The following is a 20,186-nucleotide window of genomic DNA, read 5'->3' on the forward strand; positions in this document are numbered from 1 at the left end:
AGCGGCGGGCGCTGCGGCTGGTGCGCGAGGTCGCCACCGACAGCCGCCGCGCCGCGATGCCGTTCTGGATCTACACCAGGGCCACCGGGCTGCGCGATCTGCGCTCCCAGGTGACGGTGCAGGACGACAGGTCGCTGACCGGCGCCATGGAGTTCGCCGCCGCACAGTTCATCAACCGTCCGCAGGCCACGCTGGTCCTGGTCGACCCGGACGATCTGGACGCCGACACCCAGTTCACCCGGCATGTCGCCGAGTTGGCCCGGCTCGCCGACGCCAACGCCGGCTCCATCGTGCTGGTCACGGACAAGCCGATCTGGAGCGGCCTCCAGCGGCTCGGCATGAGCGTGTCGCTCGACCTGCCGGACGCCGAGGAGATGTACCGGACGCTCCGTGGCCTCCTCGACGATCACGAGGGGATCGTCCCCATCGCGTGGGACGAGCAGGACCGGCGCCGCGCCGCCGAGTTCCTCCGGGGGGTGACCGAGGCGGAGGCCACCAACCTCATCGCCACCATCCTCTCCAAGGGGTCGGTCGACAAGGACGACGTCCTCGCCGTCGCCCGCCACAAGGACCACATCTTCAGCGATCTCTCCGGCCTGGAACGCATCCAGCTCCAGGACACCGATCACCAGATCGGTGGGCTCGGCAACCTCCGCACCTGGCTGCGGCGGAAGCGCGAGCTGATGCACGCCGACCTGCGCGGCACCGGGCTCCACCCGCCACGCGGGGCGCTGCTCGTCGGCGTGCCAGGGTGCGGCAAGTCGCTGTCGGCCAAGGCCATCGCCGCCGAGTGGCGACTGCCCCTCTACCGGCTCGACATGGCCAGCATCCACGGCAAGTACCTCGGCGAGTCGGAGGGCCGGATGCGGGAGGCGCTGGACACGGCGGACCGGGTCGCGCCGTGTGTCCTGTGGATCGACGAGGTCGAGAAGGGCCTGGCGGGGGCCCACGACGGCACCGGCGCCAGCCAGCGGGTCCTCGGCCACTTCCTGTTCTGGCTCCAGGAGTCCACCTCCCGGGCGTTCGTGGTGGCCACCGCCAACGACGCGCGCGCTCTGCCGCCCGAGGTGCTCCGCAAGGGGCGGTTCGACGAGCTGTTCTTCGTGGACCTGCCGGACGAGGGGGACCGCGCGGAGATCATCGAGCTCTACTACCGCCGCTATGTCAAGGCGGAGCCCGACCCCGAGCGGGTCGCCCGGCTGGTCGACCTCTCGGAGGGGTTCGCCGGCTCCGACATCGAGTCGGCCCTGCACGAGGTCGGCGCCGAGGTCTTTCTGGGCGGCGGCGCGGAGAACCTGCGCCCTTCGTTCGTGGAGGACGTCTTCGCCAACACCGCCCCGCTCAGCCGGACCAACCCCGAACAGATCGAGGAGATCCGCTCCTGGGGCCGCGACCGCGCCGTCCCGGCCGGCCGCGCGCGGCTTCGCCGCGACCGACCCCGCCTCGCGCGGCAACCGCCGGGTCGTCCACTGGGCCGACTGAAGGACGTGTCCGAACCGGCGAAGTCGGGCGTTCGACGGCAACGTTCGATCCTGGTGGTGGCGACTGGGGTGCGGGAGCGGGTGCCGGCTTTCGGGGCCGTTCCCGATCCGTACCGCCATCGGGCCCGCTGTCACGGCGGGTCCGGTCCCCTCGCGACGGGAAGGCTGATCCATGTTCGAGAAACCACGGACGTCCGGTGTCCGGGGCGTGCGGCGTGGCCTCGTGGCCGGTGCCGCGCTCGCCATCGCCGGCGTGCTCCTGGCGCCCGCCGGCTCGGCCGGCGCGACCTCGGAGCCGGAGGCGCTGGCCGACAAGCAGACCCGGGTCCCGCGGTTCATGGTCGACGCGGGCGCCGAGACGGGGAACGTCGCCGAGTCGGAGCACTTCGCGGTCCGCTGGGGCGACGCGGTCGACGCGGTGGCCTGGGGCCGGGAGAACCGGGGCATCGACAACTACCCGCAGTGGGTCGCGGACCACATGGACGAGATCTACGCGTTCTATGTGGACGAGGTCGGGTTCGTCGATCCGGCCGAGCACGAGGTCGGGTCCCAGTACCGGATCAACCTGCACCTGTGCGGGACCTGGTCGGGCGACTTCCTGCCGCCGGCCAACTGGGCCGGCGGGGACGACATCGGCCTGGGCCACATGTGTCTGCCGTACGACAAGATCTGGGACGACTGGGTCGAGTCGCACGAGTTCAACCACGTGCTCCAGATCTACGCCGTCGACCTCAACATCGCGGCGGGACACGGCGGCGGTTGGGGCGCGGGCAACCCGGTGGCCGGGCCGGTCTGGGAGGCGCACGCCAACTACATGGCCCGCATGAAGCGCCCCGAGGTGGTCGTCGGCTCCGGCTACCTCGTCGACCGCCAGCATCGGCGCTGGCTGTCCCAGGAGACCTACTACGGCGACTGGATGCTGTTCAACACCATCCGGGACCTCTACGGACCCGAGGTGATCGACCAGTTCTGGTACGAGGCCGAGCAGGGTGAGCATCCGATCGACACCATCAAGCGCGTCCTCGGACTCGACCACCAGGAGTTCGCCGAGCTGATCGCGGAGTTCACCTCGCGGCAGGTCGTCTACGACTTCGCCGACGGTGCCGCGATCCGGAGCGACCTCTGGCGCGGCGGGGAGAGCTACCGCCCCCTGCACACCGACCCGCTGGTGGGCCTCGGCGGCGACGCGTACCGGATCGCCGACAGCGACGCCCCGCACCAGTACGGGCACAACATCGTCGAGCTCGACCCGGACGGCGACCAGGTGTCCGTCCAGCTGCGGGGGGCGTCCGAACTCGCCGGCGCCGACTGGCGGTTCCGGCTCGCCGCCGTGTCGCCCGACTTCTCCGTCCGCTACAGCGACACCTTCGCCCCCGGCCAGACGGCCGAGTTCGGCCTGCGGGACGGCGAGACGTCCCTGATCCTCACCGTCGCCGCCACCCCCTCGCAGCACCGCGACTACCCGGCCGGGCAGGTCGAGGTCGGCGACCCGTTCCCCTACGAACTCACCATCCAGGGCGCCACGCCGGCGACGACGACAGGGGAGAGCGCGGCCCAGGACCGGTAGTTGCGACATCACTTGTGGGAAAGTGACAAGGTTTGGCCCCGGCTGGACGCTTTGTGGCCCGTTACTTGGTGGTAACAGCGTCTAGCCGGGCCCCGGCCCCCGCTCTACGGTCGTCACATGCCGAACCTGCCCGATGTCGTGCTGTGGTCCATACCCGCGTTCGTGCTGCTGACCGTCGTGGAGATGGTCAGCTATCGCATCCATCCGGACGAGGACAAGGCCGGGTACGAGACCAAGGACGCCACCACCAGTCTCAGCATGGGCATCGGCAGTCTGGTCTTCGACCTGCTGTGGAAGATCCCGATCGTCGCGATCTACACGGCCGTCCACGAACTGACGCCGCTCCGGGTCCCGTTGGAGTGGTGGACGATCCCGCTGATGCTGCTGGCGCAGGACTTCCTCTACTACTGGAGCCACCGGGGGCACCATGTCATCCGCATCCTGTGGGCCTGCCATGTGGTCCACCACAGCAGCCGGAAGTTCAACCTCACCACCGCGCTGCGGCAGCCGTGGACGAGTTGGACCTCCTGGCCGTTCTATCTGCCGATGATCGCCCTCGGGGTGCATCCGGCGGCCGTCGCGTTCTGCTCCTCGGTCAACCTGGTGTACCAGTTCTGGATCCACACCGAGCGCGTCGACAAGCTGCCCCGCCCGGTCGAGTACCTCCTCAACACGCCCTCGCACCACCGGGTGCACCACGCCTCCCAGGGCGACTACCTGGACCGGAACTTCGGCGGCATCCTCATCGTCTGGGACCGCGCGTTCGGCTCCTGGGCCGGGGAGACCGAGCGGCCCGTCTTCGGCCTCACCAAGAACATCGACACCCACAACCCGCTGCGCGTGGCCACCCACGAGTACGCGGCCATCGCCCGCGACGTCCGGGCCGCGACCGGTTGGCGCGAGCGCGCCGGGCGGGTGTTCCGCGGGCCCGGCTGGCAGCCGCGTCCCGAGCGCGTCACCCCCGAGCGCGTCACCCCCGGGCGTGCCGCGTGATGGCCGCCGGCCCCTCCCGGGTGCTGCTCGGCGCGTTCCTGCTGGTCGCGGGGGTGGACCTGGCCGCGGTGCTCGTGGGCGCCGACCTCGCCCACGTCATCGCCAAACCGCTTCTGATGCCGCTGCTCGCCGCCTACGCGGCCAGCCGTGGCGCCCCCCGACTCCTCGTTCTCGCGCTGCTGTTCGGCTGGGGCGGCGATGTCTTCCTGCTCCCCGACGCCGACTGGGCGTTCCTGGTCGGCATGGGCTCCTTCGCCGCCGGCCATGTCTGCTATCTGACGCTCTTCGGCCGCGCCCGCGCGCCCGCGCTCCTCGGCCCCGGCTACGCGGTGGTGCTGGTCGTCGCCGTCGCCCTGCTCTGGCCCGACCTGCCCGCCGAACTCCGCGTCCCCGTCGCCGCGTACTCCCTGCTGCTGGCCGCCATGGCCTACCGCGCCGGCTCCCTCGGCCCCCGCACCGCCGCGGGCGGCGCGCTGTTCCTGCTCTCCGACACCCTGATCGCCACGGACATCGCGGAGTGGCCCCAGCTCCCCGCCTCGGACTTCTGGGTCATGTCCACCTACGTCGCCGCGCAGTTCCTCCTCACGACGGGCCTCCTCACGACGGACCGCGCGACGGCGCGGACGTCGCCGCGTGCCCGCGGCATCACAAAATGATCACTTGGGCCACACGTCTACGTCACGTGCGAAATGCTTTGATCATGAGAAAGCACACCCGCGCCCTGGGCATCGCCGCCGTCACCGCCACCCTGCTCGCTCTGACCGGGTGCGGCGACGACGACGCCGAACCCACCAGGGCGGTCGACTCCAGTGACCAGCCCGCCGACGAGGCACCCACCGACGAGCCGGCGGACACAGACGAACCCGCCACCGACGATGACGACGGCGAGGAGCCGGGCGGGGCCTCGCTCCCCGGCGACCTCGCCTTTGGCGACACCCACAACTGGAACGACGACACGAGCGTCACCGTCGCCGGTGTCACGGAGGTGCCGCTCGACCAACTCAGCGAGTTCGACGTCGAGTTCCTGACGGAGGGGCACACGCCCGTCGCGGTCGAGGTGGCCATCCACAACGAGGGCGACGTCCCGCTCGACCTCGCCGAGTTCGCCTTCTTCGTCCGCGGGGCCACCACCGGCGGCGAGGCCGACTCGCTCTTCCTGGACGGTGACGAGTTCCTCGAAGGGCGGCTGGCACCCGGGCAGACGCGTGATCACATCGAGCATGTCTCGTTCGACGTCGGGGCGTACGGCGCCGACATCACCGTCGAGACGATGCGCTTCTACGAGGGCATGGACTTCGACAACCCCGTCTGGGCCGGCACCATCGGCTCTACGGCGTGAGGGTGGCGAAGAAGTCGCGGATGTCCCGGGCGAGGAGGTCGGGGACCTCCATCGCGGCGAAGTGGCCGCCCCGGTCGAACTCCGACCAGTGGCGGACGTCGTAGAGCCGCTCGACGAGCGGTCGCACCGACTGGGTGATGTCGTGGGCGAAGACCGCCACGCCGAGGGGGACGGGGCAGGGCGCGGTGGCGCGTCGCGTTTCGCGGTGCAGGCGCGCGGAGGAGGCGGCGGTGGCGGTGAGCCAGTACAGGGACACGTTGGTGAGGATCCGCTCGTCGCTGATCTCCGTGCCGGGGCCCGTCCAGTGCGCGAAGCGTTCGGCGATCCAGGCCAGTTGGCCGACCGGTGAGTCGTTGAGGGCGTAGCCGACGGTCTGGGGGGTGGCGGCCTGGAGGGCCTGGTACGGGGGGCGGTTCGCCATCAGCGCGCCGACCTTGGCCAGCCGGGCCTCGTCCGTCGCGGAGAGTTCGACGTCCGCGTCCGGGTCGGGGCGGGTCGGTAGGTAGTTGACATGGACGCCGATGACCCGGTCCGGGGCCACCGCGCCGAGCGCCATGGAGACGCCCGAGCCGAAGTCGCCGCCCTGGGCGCCGAAGCGCTCGTAGCCGAGGACGCTCATCAACTCGGCCCAGGCGCGGGCGATCCGGTCGACGTCCCAGCCGCGTTCCCGGGTCGGCCCGGAGAAGCCGTAGCCGGGGAGGGACGGGATCACCAGGTGGAAGTCGCGCGCGAGCGGCTCGATCACATCGAGGAACTCCAGGAACGATCCTGGCCAGCCATGGGTGAGGATCAGCGCCATGGCGTCCGGGTCGGCGGATCGGACATGCACGAAGTGGATGTTCTGGCCGTCGATCTCGGTGGTGTGGTGGGGGAGTTCATTGAGCCGCGCCTCGTGGGCGCGCCAGTCGTAGTCGGTGCGCCAGTGCTCGGCCAGCTCCGTGAGGCGGGCCAGCGGGAAGCCGTAGTCCCAGCCGGCGCCGTCGATCTCGTTGGGCCACCGGGTGCGGGCGAGGCGGTCGTCGAGGTCGTCGAGGTCGGCCTGGGGGACGGCGATACGGAACGGCGTGATCATGGCGTGGCTCCAGGGGGAGTTCCGGCATCGTTGGTCTCGCCAACGATGTGGTGGTGCCGGGAACCGTAGCACTTAATGATTGGCGCGACCAACGAATAGGTCCGGCGGTCAGAGAGTCTCCTCGGGGACCACGATGGGGGCGCCGGTGACCTCGTCGATCAGTACGCGGGACGGCAGGCCGAACATCGTCTCGATCAGCTCGGGGGTGACGATGTCCCGTGGGTCGCCGCGCGCGATGACGCGTCCCTCGTGCATGGCCACCAGATGGGTGGCGTAGCGGGCGGCGTGGTTGATCTCGTGCAGCACGGCGACCACGGTGCGCCCGGTGTTCCGCAACTCCCGCATCAGCCGCAGCACTTCGACCTGGTGGCCGATGTCCAGATAGGTGGTGGGCTCGTCGAGCAGCAGCAGCGGGGTCTCCTGGGCCACCGCCATCGCGATCCAGACGCGTTGCCGCTGGCCGCCGGAGAGCTGGTCGACGCGGCGCTGGGCGAGGTCGGCCACGCCGGTGGCGCGCAGCGCGTCGGCCACCGCCGCCGCGTCCTCGTCCGACCAGCTGCGCAGCACCCCCTGGTGCGGGTAGCGGCCCCGGGAGACCAGATCGTGGACGGTGATGCCGTCGGGCGCGAGGGGCGACTGGGGCAGCAGGCCGACGCGGCGCGCCACCTCCTTCGCTCCGTACCGGCGGATGTCCTTGCCGTCGAGCAGCACGCTGCCGCCGCGCGCGGCGTGCAGCCGGGAGAGCGCGTGCAGCAGGGTGGACTTGCCGCAGGCGTTGGGGCCGATGATCACGGTGAGTTCGGCGTCGGGGACGTCGAAGTCGAGATCCGTGAGCACATCGCGCGCACCGTGGCCCACCCGCAGTTCCTTCGCCGAGAGTCTGCTCACCGGGTTCCCTTCAGGACGTTCACGAGCGCCGTGACTCCACGACGAGCAACCAGACCAGATACAGGCCGCCGAAGCAGACGGTCACCGCGCCGACCGGGAGGACCACGCCGGGGACGGCGTGCTGGGCGGCGACGTCGGAGGCGAGCAGCAGCAGCGCTCCGACCAGCGCGGAGCCGAGCAGATCGACCGACTCGCCCCGGCCGGTGAGCCGGCGGGCGATATGCGGGGCGGCGAGCGCGACAAAGGAGATCGGGCCAGCCGACGCGGTGACCAGCGCGGTGGTCACCACGCCGAGGAGCACCAGGGCGCCCTTGGCGCGTTCGACCGGCACCCCGATGCCCGCCGCCGTGGCGTCCCCCAACTCCAGGTGCCGCAGCCAGCGTTGCGCCAGCGGCAGGCAGGCGAGGACGACCAGCCCGCCGGCGCCGGCCAGCGCCAGGGCGGTCCAGTCGGCCCTGGCGAGCGAGCCGGCGCCCCAGACGGCGGCGCGCAGCGCGAGGTCCACCTCCGCCCGCACCGAGAACCAGGTGTTGAGCGACGAGAGGAACGCGCCCACGGCGATGCCCACGATGACGAACCGGAAACCGGCCAGCCCGTTGCGGAACGCCAGCGTGTAGACCAGCGCCGCCGTGGCGACCCCGCCGAGCAGCGCGCCGGCGGCCAGGGCGGCGTAGCCGGTCGCGCCCAGCAGGATGGCGACGACCACGCCGGTGTAGGCGCCCGAGTTGAAGCCGATGATGTCGGGGCTGCCCAGCGGGTTGCGGGTCAGCGACTGGAAGACGGCCCCGCTGACGCCGAGCGCGGCGCCGAAGACCACGGCGGCGACGATCCTCGGCAGCCGCCACTCCAGGACGACCTTCCGCGGCATGCCCCGCTCCTGGCCGCTGAGGACGGCCACGATGTCGGGGAGGGTGACCTGGGCCCGCCCGAGGGTGAGCGCCAGCGCCGCGAGCGCGACCGTCAGCGCCCCGAGGGCGAGGCAGACCAGGGCCGGCCTGCGGGCGACGCGGGTGCTGAACCGGCCGTGTCTGAGCACGAGTTGCCCGGTCACAGCGCGCTCGCCCGGCGGAGGTGGACCAGCACGACCAGCAGCGGCGCGCCGACCAGCGCCACGACCACGCCGACCTGCAACTCGCCGGAACCCACCATGACCCGGCCCAGCACATCGGCGAAGAGCAGCAGCGCCGGCCCCACGAACAGGCATATCGGCACGATCCAGCGGTAGTCGGGCCCGGTGACCCACCGCACCAGATGCGGCACCATCAGCCCGACGAACGCCAGCGGCCCGGCGGCGGCGGTGGCCGAGCCGCAGAGCAGCGTCACCGCCACGACCACGCCGAGCCGCGCCAGGCCCACCCGTACCCCGACCGCGCGGGCCAACTGGTCGCCGAGCGACAGCGCGTTGAGCGGCCGGGCGCAGACGAAGGCGAGCAGCAGGCCGATGCCGACCCAGGGCGCGATGGCGCCGATGGTGCCGGCGGGACGGTCGGCGATGGTGCCGGCGTCCCAGAACCGCATCCGGTCGAACGTCGCCACGTCCAGCAGCGCGAGGGTCCGGGAGAGGCCGAGGAGGACGGCGCCAAGGGCCAGGCCCACCAGGGTCAGCCGCAGCGGTGTGGGGCTGCCCCGGCCCTGGGAGGCGATCACATAGACCGCGACGCTGGCGGCGACGGCGCCGGCGAAGGCGAAGCCGAGGTACTGCTCGACGCGGGTGACGCCGAGGAACGCGACGGCCAGCGACACGGCGAAGCCGGCGCCGGCGTTGACCCCCAACAGCCCGGGATCGGCGAGGGGGTTGCGCGTCAGCCCCTGCGTCAGCGCCCCGGAGACGGCGAGCGAGGCGCCGACGAGGACGCCGAGCGCGGTGCGGGGCACCCGGAGATCGTGGATCGCGATGTGCTCGGGGGAGCCGTCGTGTCCGCCCAGCGCGCTGAGCACCGAGCTGAGCGGCACCCGCGTCGAGCCGACCATGACGCTGGCGACGACGGCGACGAGCAGCAGCGCCACCGCGCCCAGGAGGGCGAGCGGCCTGGTCGCCCGGCGGGCGGCGGTCTCGGTGCCCACGACGGGGCGGGTGGCGGTGCTGGCGTCCATGGGCTGTCCGTTACTACGCGACCGTGTCCAGCAGCGCCTCGCGGAGGTCGCCGTGCAGGTCCTCGGTGGCGATGCCGCATTCGCGGGCCAGCGCGCGCAGCAGCCCCGAGCGGGTGGCGTAGCCCGCCCGCTCGGCGGCGCGGGCGGCGGGGGCGCCGGCGAGCAGTTCGCGGATCGCGGTGTTGAGACGGGCGCGGGTGCGCCAGCGGGCGAACGCCAGGCCGGTCTCGGCGAGGAAGAGCCGCTGCACCTGGCGCGCGCTCATGTGGTGCCGGTGGGCCAGCTGGTCGAGGGTGTCCCTGGTCCGCCTGGCGTCGCGGGCGATGGCCCGGGCCACGGGGTGCCGGGGTTCGACCACGTCGAGGTACTGGGGGAGTTGGCTGCGCAGCACGTCGCCCAGCGCGCGGCGGAACGGTGCGATCTCCGGCTCCGTGGCGGGCGCGGCGCCCAGGATCGCGGTCATCACCCTCGTCACGGCCGGCAGTTGACGCAGGTGCCGGACGGGGCTCGGCGGCGCGGCGGACGGTTCGAGCAGGGGCCCCAGGACGAGGCCCCCCTCGGAGACCCGCACGGCGTGCGCGACGAACGGGGCGAGCCAGGCGCTCTCCTGCGTCCGCAGCGGGAAGCGGCGCCCGTCGGCGACGAGTTCGGCCGTGCCGCTCACCACATGGACGAGGTGGGGGACCTCGTGCTCGTGGGTGTCGTGGCCGAGGAACCGGATGGCGTGGTGCGGCACGACGGCGGCCAGGGGAGAGACGGTCACCGGGCTTCTCCTCCTCGGGGCGGAAGACGTCAGATGCGGAAGGGCGGGTGTCAGGTTCGGGCCGGTTCCGCCGGCCGAAGCGAGGTTAGCCTAACCTCACTTGTGCGTGGCAGTCATATCCTGCTTATCCCGTTTAACCCGCTTTCGTCCTTCGAGGTAGCCATGAAGTCCGCCCTCCGACCCATCGGCCCGGTCGTGGTCGCCACCCTCGCCATCCTGGCGCTGGCCGGCTGTTCCGCCTCCGACGAGGGGGACGACGGGAGCGCGTCCGACTCCGCGACGCGCACCGTCTCCACCGACTACGGCGACGTCGAGGTGCCGGCGGACCCGCGGCGCGTGGTCGTGCTGAACCACGCGCTCGCCGGCTATCTGTACCACCTCGACGTCCCGGTGACCGCGATCACTCCGGAGGACGCCGACCAGGACGAGGGCGCCTTCTCCGAGTTCTGGGCGGCGGAGGCCGAGGCCGCCGGAACGACCTTCCTGCCCTGGTCCGTCGACGGGTTCGATCTGGAGTCCGTCCTGGCGGCCGACCCCGATCTGATCGTCGGCGGCGGCATCGGCTTCCCGCTGACGCAGGCCGAGCAGGTCTACGACGAGCTGACCGATATCGCGCCCACCGTGCTGGTCGGCGGCGAACTGGACAACTGGCGGCAGCAGTTCTCGTTCCTCGCGGACGAGGTCTTCGACCGGCCCGACGAGTACCAGCGGCTGCTCACCCTGCACGAGGAGCGGGTGGCGCGGGTGCGCGAGGCGATCACCCCGCCGGGGCCCGCCGCCTATCTCTCCATCACCGCCGACAACACGCCCTATGTGCTGATCGAGGACCAGGGGCTGCCCGCCGACCTGGCCGCGGTCGGGATCGAGGCGGCGCCGGTCTTCGCCGAGGGCGACTTCGAGCCCTACACCGCCGGCGGGGACATGTTCACCCTGGCCACCGAGGAGATCGCCGCCACCCTCACCCAGCCGACGGTCTTCGTCACCGGGTTCAACGGGGACACCACGGACGTCGCGACGCTCGCCGAGCACCCGGCCTACGCGTCCCTCCCGTCCTTCCAGTCGGGCGACGCCCATGACCTGCCCTACTGGACGGTGCGCCCCGACTACGACGAGTCCCTGGCGCTGCTCGACATCATCGAGGAGATGTTCGGCTGACATGACGGCACCCACCCTCAGAACGCATCCCCTGGTGCTGCGCCGGCTGGAGGTCGCGCGGACCGCGACGGTCAACGCCAGGACGGTCCGCGTGACCCTGACGGGAGAGCAACTCGACGGCTTCCGGGCGGCCGGCCGTGCCCAACCGGCCTTCGCCTCACCGGCGTTCGACGACCATGTCAAGATCATCTTCGCGGACGGCGGCCGGATCGAGGACGCGCTGCCCGTCCAACTCCCGCACGGCATCGAGTGGCCGCGCGCCGAGAACCGGCTGACCCGCGACTACACCCCGCGCGCGGTGCGCGCCGAAGCCCGCGAACTCGACCTGGACTTCGTCCTCGGCCACCAGGGGCCGGCCGCCGGCTGGGCGCGCCGCGCCCGCCCGGGCGACGCGGTGTGGATCGTCGGCCCCAAGTCCTCCACCGTCCTCCCCGCCGGGCTGGACTGGATCGTCCTGCTCGGCGACGAGACGGCGCTGCCGGCCGTCGCCCGCTTCCTGGAGGAACGCCCGACCACGGCCCCGGCGGACGTCTACCTGACCATCGGCGACCCCGCCGCCCGCGTCGACCTCCCCACCAGGCCGGGCGACCGGGTGCACTGGATCGAGGACCCGGAGCACGACCAGGGCACGCCCCTGCGGCTGATCCGCGACCACCCGTGGCGGGAGGGCGCCGGCTATGTGTGGGGCGCCGGCGAGAGCCGCGCGCTGCTCCCGGTCCGGCGCCACCTGCGCAACGAACGCGGCCTCGACCGCGCCCGGATCTCCGTCACCGGCTACTGGCACGAGAGCGCGCCCGAACCCCGGGCGGGCCCCGGCGGCCCGCCCGGGGTACCGGAGTTGGGCTCGGCCACCGTCGCCTGGTTCGCCGTCCGCGCCGCGCTGCGCCTCTCCGTGCTCGACACGCTCGCCGGCGCCGGGCGCCTGCCGCTCCCCGAACTCGCCGCACGGGCCGGCGTCGCCCCGGCCGGCCTTGGCCCGCTGCTGGCCGTGCTGGCCGCCCGGGACATCGTCGAACTGACGGCGGACTCGGTGGCGTTGGGGACGGCCGGCGCGGAGCTGGTCAACGACGAGCACGCCCGCGAGGGCTTCGACGGCTTCGACGCCGAGGTGCTGCTCTCCCTGGCCGCGCTCGACGACACGCTCAGACACGGCGCCTCGGGCTGGGCGAGGTCCCATGGCGCCACCGCCTGGGAGGCCGCCGCCCAGGACCCGGAGATCTACGGGGAGTTCGTCGAGCGGGGCGAGGCGCTCGGCTTCGTCCTCGACGCGCTGGCGGCCGAGCCCGCCGTGGCCACGGCCGGGCACATCGCCCTCAGCGGCCCCGGGGCCGCCGTGGTCGCCGACGTGCTGCGCGACCGTGGCGTCACCGCCCGGCTGACGGTGACGGGGTCAGGGACCGCCCTGGGCGTGCTGCGGCCCCGGGTGCGGTCGCACGGGATCGGCTTCGTCGCCGGACGGGTCCCCGCCGACCTCGCCGTCTCGGCGCTCGCGCTCGGCCCCCGCACCGACGAGGAGGCGGTGGCGGCGCTGGCGTCGCTGCGCGCCGTGGCGGACACGCTGCTGGTCGTGGAGTCGCTGCGGCCCGACGAGCTCGGGCAGGGCGCGGCCGACCAGGGGGTGCTGCGGATGGCGCTGACCGGAGCACCGCCGCGCTCCCCCGCCGCGGTCAGAGCGCTGGCGGAGGCCGCCGGCTGGCGGTTCGACCGGGGCGTCGCCCTCGGCTGGGGCTATGAGGCCCTCGCCCTGACCTCGACGAGGGGCGGCTGACGGGTGCCCGACGGCGTCCTGGCCAATGTGTTTGCCCCGCGCCTGAGGCCTCGTCTACGCTGCGCGCAACGCGATGACGGAGACGAGTAACCACGGGATCGCGCGAGTCCAGAGAGCCGCCGGCAGCTGAGAAGGCGGTCTCGCGCCCGAGGCGAATCCCCTCCCGAGTGCGGGGAGGAAAGGCGCCGTTCGCGCCCCATGCCCCGCCGGCCAGCCCCCGTCACCGGGCCGAACGAGTCCGCCGTCCCGCGCGGCGGTGAAGCGCGGTGGCACCGCGAGCCCCCTGCTCGCCCGCGTCCACAAGGGAACCTTCCGAGTTGGCGGACGAGCGAGAGGGGACGGGGCGGCGATGTTGGAAGTCACCGTGATCCGTGCGGACACCGAGCGAGTACGAAGGGCCCTGGCGAAGCGAGGGGTCCGGGTCGATCTCTCGGCCTTCCTCGCCCTGGACCAGGAGCGGCGGAATACCAGGACCGAGACCGAGCGGCTGCGGGCCGACCGCAAGCGGATCTCGGCCGAGGTGGCCGGCGCCCGGCGGGCGGGCGAGGGCGCCGAGGAACTCCAGGCCAGGGCCAAGGAGTTGGCCGCACTCCTGACCGAGCGGGAGAGCCGCCTCACGGAGCTGGAGCGGGAGTGCCGGGAGTTCCTCGACCCGCTGCCCAACCTCCCCGACGAGGATGTGCCCGCCGGCGGCAAGGAGCGGAACGAGGTCCTCAGGACCGTCGGCGAACCGGCCGACCTCCCGTTCCCCGCGAAGGACCACGTGACGTTGGCGCGGTCGCTCGACCTCGTCGACTACCAGCGCGGCACCAAGCTCGGCGGCAGCGGCTTCTGGGTGTACGGCGGCGACGGGGCCCGCCTCGAATGGGCGCTGCTCAACTACTTCGTCGCCGCCCATCTGAGCGACGGCTACCGGTTCGTCCTGCCGCCGCACATCCTGACCCACGAGGCGGGCTACGCCGCCGGCCAGTTCCCCAAGTTCGCCGACGAGGTCTTCGCGGTGGAGCGGGGCGAAACGGGCCCCGAGCGGTTCCTGCTGCCCACCTCGGAGACGGCCCTGGTCAACCTCCACCGGGACGAGACCCTGCCGGAGGCCGAGCTGCCCCTGCGGTACTTCGCCTACTCGCCCTGCTACCGCAAGGAGATCGGCGGCTACCGCTCCACCGAGCGGGGCACGCTGCGCGGGCACCAGTTCAACAAGGTCGAGATGTTCCAGTTCGCGCACCCCGAGCGGTCGGACGAGGCCCACGACGAGCTGCTGGCCAAGGCCGAACGCCTCGTCGCCGACCTGGGGTTGACCTACCGGGTCACCCGACTCGCCGCCGAGGACACCAGCGCCGCCATGGCCAGGACCCTCGACATCGAGGTCCTGCTGCCCAGCGTCGGCGGCCATGTGGAGGTCAGCTCGGTGTCCAACGCCCGTGACTACCAGGCGCGGCGCGGCAACATCCGCTACCGGCCCCGCCACGGCAGGTCGGCGTTCGTCCACACCCTGAACGCCTCCGGCCTCGCCACCAGCCGGCTGATGCCCGCACTCCTCGAACAACACCAGCGCGAGGACGGCACCGTCGCCCTCCCCGAGGTGCTCCGCCCCTGGTTCCCCGACCTCCTCCTGACGCCGCTGACCACCGCCCGACGGCTGACGGCGGCGGAGAGGAACGCCTGAGGAAAGCGCCCGGTCGCACCATCCGCGCGACCAGGGAACGAGGCGCACCCGGCGAGGGCGGCCCGCGGTTCGCCCTCGCCGACGGCGCCCAGGAGCCGCAGGGCGACGGCGAAAGGTGCTTCACCACCGACTACCGCGCCGATGGCGACACCCTGTTGGCGTGGGGCCGCTGCCGGGGCCCGGTCGGCGATCCGCGGAACGTGCTGGAGAACATCGATCTGGAAGGCGATCTCGCCTGGCGGCACGCCGCGTTGGTGTTCCTCTGCACCACCCCCCAGGTGGCCGACGGACCCGGAGCGCCGGTCGCGCTCGCGCTCAGCCCACGGCCCCCGTCGGGGGCGGCAGGCGCAGTTCGCGGCCCTCCAGCGGGGAGAAGAACCGCGCCACATCGGCGGGGGTGACCTCCGCCAGCGTCGGCGGGCGCCAACTCGGGCGCCGGTCCTTGTCGATGACCTGGGCGCGGATGCCCTCGACCAGATCGGCCGTCTCCAGGGCGTGGCAGGACGTCCGGTACTCCTGGGCGAGGACGGCCTCCAGGGTGCCGAGCCCACGGGCGCGGCGCAGCGCGGCGAGGGTGACCTTGAGCGCGGTCGGCGAACGGGTGCCCAGCGCCTCGGCGGCCCGCCGGGGGCCCTCGCCCGGCGCCGCGCGCAGCCGTTCGACGATCTCCTCGACCGAGTCGGCGGCATAGCCGGCGTCGATCCAGTCGCGCGAGGCGGTCAGCGTGCCGGCCGGTGCCCGCGCCGCGTGGCGGGCGACGGCGTCCTCGGCCGGCAGCCGCGCGAGGTCCCGCAGCAGTTCGGGCAGCGCGGCCGAGGGGACGAAGTGGTCGGCGAACCCGCAGGCCAGCGCGTCCGAGGCGGTCATCGACTCGCCGGTGAGCCCCAGATGGGTGCCCAACTCGCCCGGGGCGCGCGCCAACAGCTGGGTGCCGCCGACATCGGGGACGAACCCGATGCCGGTCTCCGGCATCGCCACCCGGGAGCGCTCCGTGACGATCCGGACGCTCCCATGCGCGGAGACGCCGACGCCGCCGCCCATGACGATGCCGTCCATCAGCGCCACATACGGCTTGGGGAACCGGGCGACGCGGGCGTTCAGCCGGTACTCGTCGTACCAGAAGTCGCGGGCCGCGCCGGTGCCGGCGCGGGCGTCGTCGTGGATGGCGCGGATGTCGCCGCCCGCGCAGAGCCCCCGTTCGCCGGCGCCCTCGACGACCACGGTCCGCACGGCCGGATCGCGCTCCCAGTCGCGGAGCGCGGCGTCGACGGCGCGCACCATGGCGTGCGAGAGCGCGTTGATCGCGCGCGGCCGGTTGAGCGTGATCACACCCGCCCGGCCGTCCACCCGGAGCAGGACCTCGGGCCCGGTGTCGCTCATCGGATCGTTCCCCTCGGCGCCTCGGCCACGGTGCTTCGCATGATCTGGTCGGTTCCTTCCCCGGTGCGGTGCCCCCTCCGGCGGATCCTCTCGCGCTCCCGGCCGCGAGGCCAGCCGGCGTGGCCCGCCGACCAGGGAGGCCGGTAGGCTCGCGGACCGGCCCGCTGGGAGGGAACGAGGCACCATGGTGGCGGACGGCGACGAACAGCGGTTGCCAGGACTGCGCTTGGACGCGCTGCTTGAGGAACTCCAGATGCGCATCGACGCGATGCGCGGCACCAGGGACCGGGTGCACGGCCTGCTGGAGGCGGTCCTCGCGGTCGGCCGGGAGCTGGATCTGCCACAGGTCCTGCGGCGCGTCGTCGAGGCGGCGACGGTGCTGGTCGACGCCGAGTACGGGGCGCTGGGCGTGATCGGCGAGGACGAGCGCCTGAGCGAGTTCCTCACCGTCGGGGTCGACGGCGAACGGGCCGCCGCCATCGGCCCGTTGCCGTCCGGGCACGGCATCCTGGGCGAGCTCATCCGGCATCCGGCGCCGTTGCGGCTCTCCGACCTCGCCGCCCACCCGGCCTCCCACGGCTTCCCGCCGAACCACCCCAGGATGCGGTCCTTCCTCGGCGTCCCGATCCGGGTGCGCGAGGAGGTGTTCGGCAACCTCTACCTGACCGAGAAGCGCGGCGGGCAGGACTTCGACGCCGAGGACGAGTCGGTGCTGGCGACCCTGGCGGTCGCCGCCGGGGTGGCGATCGAGAACGCGCGGCTCTACGAGGAGTCGCGCAACCGCCAGCGCTGGTTGGAGGCCAACGCCGAGGTCGTGCGGAGCCTGCTCTCCGGCGCCGAGGAACACGAGGTCCTGGAACTGCTGGTGCGCCACGCCCGGCGGATACTCGACGCCGACCTCGGGGCGCTCTGCGCGCCGGGCGCCGAAGGCGAGGGCACCGCCGTCAGCGTCGCCGACGGACCCGGCGCCGAGGCGGTGCGCGCGAGGACGCCGCCCGAGCTGGCCGCCGTGGTCCGGCGGGCCATGGCCGAGGGCGGTCCGGTCACCAGCGCGGACATCGGCGCGGGCGGGGAGGGGCCGTCCGCCGGGCTCGGCCCGGCGCTCGCCGTCCCGATGCGCGCCGGTGAACACGCCTGGGGCGCGCTGCTGTTGGCGCGCGACCGGCGGCGCCCCGCGTTCGGTGAGGACGCCCCCGAGCCGCTGCTGGCCTTCGCCGGACAGGCCGCGCTCGCCATGGAGCTGGCCGAACGCCGCCGCGCCGCCGAACAGATGGCGATCCTGGAGGACCGCGACCGGATCGCCCGCGACCTCCACGACCTCGCCATCCAGCGGCTCTTCGCGACCGGGATGACCCTCCAGAGCGCGGTGCGGTTCGTCGAGCACCCGCAGGCGTCCGAGCGGCTGATGCGGGCCGTCGACGATCTGGACGAGACCATCAGGATCATCCGCTCCACCATCTTCGGTCTGCGCACCCACGAAACCGGTCCCGGCGCCAGGGGGTTGCGCGCGCGGCTGGTGCGGACGGTGGAGGAGACGGTGCCCTCGCTGGGCTTCCGGCCCGCGCTGCGGATGGAGGGGCTGATCGACACCGATGTCCCGCCCGAGGTGGCCGAGCACGCCGTGCCGGTGCTGCGCGAGGCGCTCTCCAACGTCGCGCGGCACGCGGGCGCCGGCGCCGGCGAGGTGGCGGTGGTCGTCAAGGACCGCGCCCTGACGCTGACGGTGCGGGACAACGGCGTGGGGCCGCGCGAGTCCGGACACCTCGGCGGACTGCGCAACCTCGCCGAGCGGGCCGAACGGCTCGGCGGCGCGATGACCGTGGGCCGCGCTGACGGCGGCGGCACCCGCCTGGAGTGGCGGGTGCCGCTGCCGGTCGGCTGACCCGTGGCGACGCCAGGGGGCGACGGGGGGGCCCGACGTGCCCAACGCTCCCGTCGCTGGCCCGCCCCGTGGGTGCGCGCGCACCCACGGGGCGGGCGGGAGGCCGGCTCAGGGGCGGGGGGAGCCCTGGCCCGAGCCGGCCTCCTTGGCGAGGAGAGCCGCCTGCACTCGGCGCTCCACACCAAGCTTTCCGAGGAGCCGGGAGATGTGGTTCTTGACCGTCTTCTCCGACAGATGGAGCCGGGCGCCGATCTGACGATTCGTCAGCCCCTCGCCGACCAGCGCCAGCACCTCCCGCTCCCGCGCGGTGAGCCTGGCCACCGCCTGCTCGCTCGGCGTCTCGCCGGGGGCCTCCGTCCGCAGGGTGCTCATCAGCCGGGCGGTGGTGGCCGGGTCCAGCATGGACTGCCCCGAGGCCACCGTCCGCACCGCCGTGATCAGGTCCGAGCCCCTGATCTGCTTGAGCACATAGCCGGCCGCGCCCGCCATGATGGCGTCCAGCAGCGCGTCGTCGTCATCGAACGACGTCAGCATCAGACAGGCCAACCCCGGTATCAGCGAACGGAGTTCACGGCAGACGGAGATGCCGTCGCCGTCGTTCAGCCGGACGTCGAGGATGGCCACGTCGGGCCGGAGCGCCGGCCCCCGCACGATCGCCTCGCCGGCGCTGGCGGCCTCGCCGACGACCAGCAGATCCGGCTCGGCGTCCAGCAGATCGTGCACCCCGCGCCGCACCACCTCGTGGTCGTCCAGCAGGAAGACCCTGATCGGCTCCGCCCCCGCGCCGTCCCGTTCCGCACCCATGCCCCGCGCTCCCTGTCCTGGGCGGCGCCCCCGGACGGCGCCGCGTCTTAAGGGTGCACCGGCCTGGGCCCCTTCCACATGGGCCGAACGGCCCCCGTCGCACGGTCCCGCGGACGGCCCGTCCGGCCCGGGCGGCGTGCCCCGCGCGGCCCATGCGGGGGCGCGGCCCGACGACCAGAGTGGAGATCGCCAGAAGGTGCCCACGGCACCCGCGGCGTCGACTCCCAGAAGGGAAAGGGACCATGACTCTCCATGACACCCCGCGTGCGTCCGGCGGAGCCTCCCGACCGCTGGCCGCCGGGCGGGGCGCCACCGCGCCGGCCGGCGCCGACCGCTCCGCCGCCCGCTTCCTCGCCCTGCTGCGGATCGCCATCGGCTTCGTCTTCCTCTGGGCCTTCGCCGACAAGGCGTTCGGCCTCGGCTACGCCACCGGGGCGGGCAACGCCTGGACCGACGGCGGCTCGCCCACCCGGGGCTTCCTCAGCGGCGTGTCGGTCGGCCCGCTGGAGTCCACGTTCCAGGACATGGCGGGCGCGGTCTGGGCCGACTGGCTGTTCATGCTGGGCCTGTTGGGCGTCGGCGTGGCGGTCTGCTCGGGGGTGGGGCTGCGGATCTCGGCGGTCGCGGGATCGGTGCTGATGCTGCTGATGTGGGCCGCGGAATGGCCGCCGGCGCGGCATCTCTCGGACGGTTCGCCCAGCATGTCGAGCAACCCGTTCATGGACTCCCATCTCGTCTACGCCCTGGTGCTGATCGCCCTGGCGCTCCTCAGGGCCGGCGACACCTGGGGCCTGGGCCGGGCCTGGTCCCGCCTTCCGGCGGTGCGCGCCGTGCCGTGGCTGCGCTGACCCGCCCCCCGAACGGCCCGGCGCCCCGACCGTGCGACGGTCGGGGCGCCGGTTCCCCCGGTATCGCGGCGCCCCTCTCGACAAGTGCCGCCCCCGGCGGGGCGGTCGGGGGGAGAATGGAGCCATGCACGGGTGGGTGAAGGTCGTCGTGGTGGCGGGGTCGGCCGCGTTGCTGGCCGCGATGGCGGGGACCTGGATCCTCGTCGATCTGGAGCGGGCCGGCTGGGTGGCGAGCGTGGTGGGCGGGGTCGTGGGCGTCGCCGGGCTGCTGGCCGGCCTGCTGGGCCCGTCGGGCGGCGGCCCGGTCGCCGAGGCGTCCCGCACGGGCGACGCCACCGCGCGCGGCGGTGGTTCGGCGAACACCGGGCTGCGGGCCACGGGCGGCCGGTCGGCGCGCGGTCAGGTGCGGGACAGCGGCGACGCCGTGGCCGAGGGCCCCGGGAGCGGCGCCAACAGCGGCGTCGAGCTGACCTAGCGGGCCCGGCG

General features: G+C 73.4%; 17 protein-coding genes and 1 pseudogene. 11 read left to right on the plus strand and 7 right to left on the minus strand.

The genetic code is table 11. The annotated features are described in order from the left end of the window. Positions 1 to 683 precede the first annotated feature (683 nt). From K4G22_RS32025 to K4G22_RS23470, 5 genes and pseudogenes are all read left to right on the plus strand, one after another. Positions 684 to 1,049, plus strand: a pseudogene (locus tag K4G22_RS32025) (AAA family ATPase); the annotation flags it as partial. A 604-nt stretch (positions 1,050 to 1,653) separates the two neighbouring features. Then, a complete protein-coding gene (locus K4G22_RS23455) occupies positions 1,654 to 3,048 on the plus strand; it encodes a DUF6055 domain-containing protein (protein ID WP_228082322.1) in 1,395 nt (464 codons plus the stop codon). 117 nt (positions 3,049 to 3,165) lie between these two features. Next, the gene (locus K4G22_RS23460; protein WP_228082323.1) at positions 3,166 to 4,041 is read left to right on the plus strand and encodes a sterol desaturase family protein; all 876 of its coding nucleotides are present in this window, start codon (positions 3,166 to 3,168) and stop codon (positions 4,039 to 4,041) included. After that, positions 4,041 to 4,697 (plus strand): lysoplasmalogenase, encoded by a 657-nt coding sequence (locus K4G22_RS23465; RefSeq protein ID WP_228082324.1) that lies wholly within the window; start codon positions 4,041 to 4,043, stop codon positions 4,695 to 4,697. Before K4G22_RS23460 ends, K4G22_RS23465 begins: the two co-directional genes overlap by 1 nt. A gap of 44 nt (positions 4,698 to 4,741) precedes the next feature. Next, positions 4,742 to 5,380, plus strand: coding sequence for a hypothetical protein (locus K4G22_RS23470; RefSeq protein ID WP_228082325.1), 639 nt, complete (start codon positions 4,742 to 4,744; stop codon positions 5,378 to 5,380). Here the strand turns inward: K4G22_RS23470 and K4G22_RS23475 are convergent. The 5 genes from K4G22_RS23475 to K4G22_RS23495 form a co-directional block, all read right to left on the minus strand. Beyond that, entirely contained in the window at positions 5,370 to 6,452 is a 1,083-nt protein-coding gene (locus K4G22_RS23475; protein ID WP_228082326.1) for an epoxide hydrolase family protein, read from the minus strand. The two genes, K4G22_RS23470 and K4G22_RS23475, sit on opposite strands and share 11 nt — an antisense overlap. Positions 6,453 to 6,560: 108 nt before the next feature. Next, the gene (locus K4G22_RS23480) at positions 6,561 to 7,340 is read right to left on the minus strand and encodes an ABC transporter ATP-binding protein (protein ID WP_228082327.1); all 780 of its coding nucleotides are present in this window, start codon (positions 7,338 to 7,340) and stop codon (positions 6,561 to 6,563) included. Positions 7,341 to 7,359: 19 nt separating this feature from the next. After that, complete coding sequence (locus tag K4G22_RS23485; RefSeq protein WP_228082328.1) at positions 7,360 to 8,391, minus strand: FecCD family ABC transporter permease; 1,032 nt, start codon at positions 8,389 to 8,391, stop codon at positions 7,360 to 7,362. After that, positions 8,388 to 9,434 (minus strand): iron chelate uptake ABC transporter family permease subunit, encoded by a 1,047-nt coding sequence (locus K4G22_RS23490; RefSeq protein WP_228082329.1) that lies wholly within the window; start codon positions 9,432 to 9,434, stop codon positions 8,388 to 8,390. Before K4G22_RS23490 ends, K4G22_RS23485 begins: the two co-directional genes overlap by 4 nt. A gap of 13 nt (positions 9,435 to 9,447) precedes the next feature. After that, a complete protein-coding gene (locus K4G22_RS23495; protein ID WP_228082330.1) occupies positions 9,448 to 10,197 on the minus strand; it encodes a helix-turn-helix transcriptional regulator in 750 nt (249 codons plus the stop codon). A gap of 162 nt (positions 10,198 to 10,359) precedes the next feature. Here K4G22_RS23495 and K4G22_RS23500 point away from each other — a divergent pair, with 162 nt between their 5' ends. The 3 genes from K4G22_RS23500 (at position 10,360) to serS (ending at position 14,786) form a co-directional block, all read left to right on the plus strand. After that, positions 10,360 to 11,352 carry an ABC transporter substrate-binding protein gene (locus K4G22_RS23500; protein ID WP_228082331.1) on the plus strand — a complete coding sequence of 331 codons (993 nt, stop codon included), beginning with the start codon at positions 10,360 to 10,362 and terminating at the stop codon, positions 11,350 to 11,352. Position 11,353: 1 nt separating this feature from the next. Continuing rightward, positions 11,354 to 13,120, plus strand: coding sequence for a siderophore-interacting protein (locus K4G22_RS23505; RefSeq protein WP_228082332.1), 1,767 nt, complete (start codon positions 11,354 to 11,356; stop codon positions 13,118 to 13,120). Positions 13,121 to 13,469: 349 nt separating this feature from the next. Next, positions 13,470 to 14,786 (plus strand): serine--tRNA ligase, encoded by a 1,317-nt coding sequence (gene serS, locus K4G22_RS23510; protein ID WP_228082333.1) that lies wholly within the window; start codon positions 13,470 to 13,472, stop codon positions 14,784 to 14,786. A gap of 315 nt (positions 14,787 to 15,101) precedes the next feature. On the opposite strand, the gene K4G22_RS23515 is transcribed toward serS, so the two are convergent. Beyond that, the gene (locus tag K4G22_RS23515) at positions 15,102 to 16,166 is read right to left on the minus strand and encodes an enoyl-CoA hydratase/isomerase family protein (RefSeq protein WP_228082334.1); all 1,065 of its coding nucleotides are present in this window, start codon (positions 16,164 to 16,166) and stop codon (positions 15,102 to 15,104) included. A gap of 184 nt (positions 16,167 to 16,350) precedes the next feature. Here K4G22_RS23515 and K4G22_RS23520 point away from each other — a divergent pair, with 184 nt between their 5' ends. Next, positions 16,351 to 18,048 carry a sensor histidine kinase gene (locus K4G22_RS23520; RefSeq protein ID WP_228082335.1) on the plus strand — a complete coding sequence of 566 codons (1,698 nt, stop codon included), beginning with the start codon at positions 16,351 to 16,353 and terminating at the stop codon, positions 18,046 to 18,048. 108 nt (positions 18,049 to 18,156) lie between these two features. On the opposite strand, the gene K4G22_RS23525 is transcribed toward K4G22_RS23520, so the two are convergent. After that, on the minus strand, positions 18,157 to 18,852 hold the full coding sequence (locus K4G22_RS23525) for a response regulator (protein ID WP_228082336.1): 696 nt from the start codon (positions 18,850 to 18,852) through the stop codon (positions 18,157 to 18,159). Positions 18,853 to 19,094: 242 nt separating this feature from the next. Between K4G22_RS23525 and K4G22_RS23530 the strand changes: the two genes are divergently transcribed. Further along, positions 19,095 to 19,700 carry a hypothetical protein gene (locus tag K4G22_RS23530; protein ID WP_228082337.1) on the plus strand — a complete coding sequence of 202 codons (606 nt, stop codon included), beginning with the start codon at positions 19,095 to 19,097 and terminating at the stop codon, positions 19,698 to 19,700. Between the two features lie 124 nt (positions 19,701 to 19,824). After that, positions 19,825 to 20,175, plus strand: a complete 351-nt coding sequence (locus K4G22_RS23535; protein ID WP_228082338.1) for a hypothetical protein — start codon at positions 19,825 to 19,827, stop codon at positions 20,173 to 20,175. Positions 20,176 to 20,186 lie beyond the last annotated feature (11 nt).

It is taken from the genome of Streptomyces profundus (assembly GCF_020740535.1).
GTDB lineage: Bacteria > Actinomycetota > Actinomycetes > Streptomycetales > Streptomycetaceae > Streptomyces > Streptomyces profundus.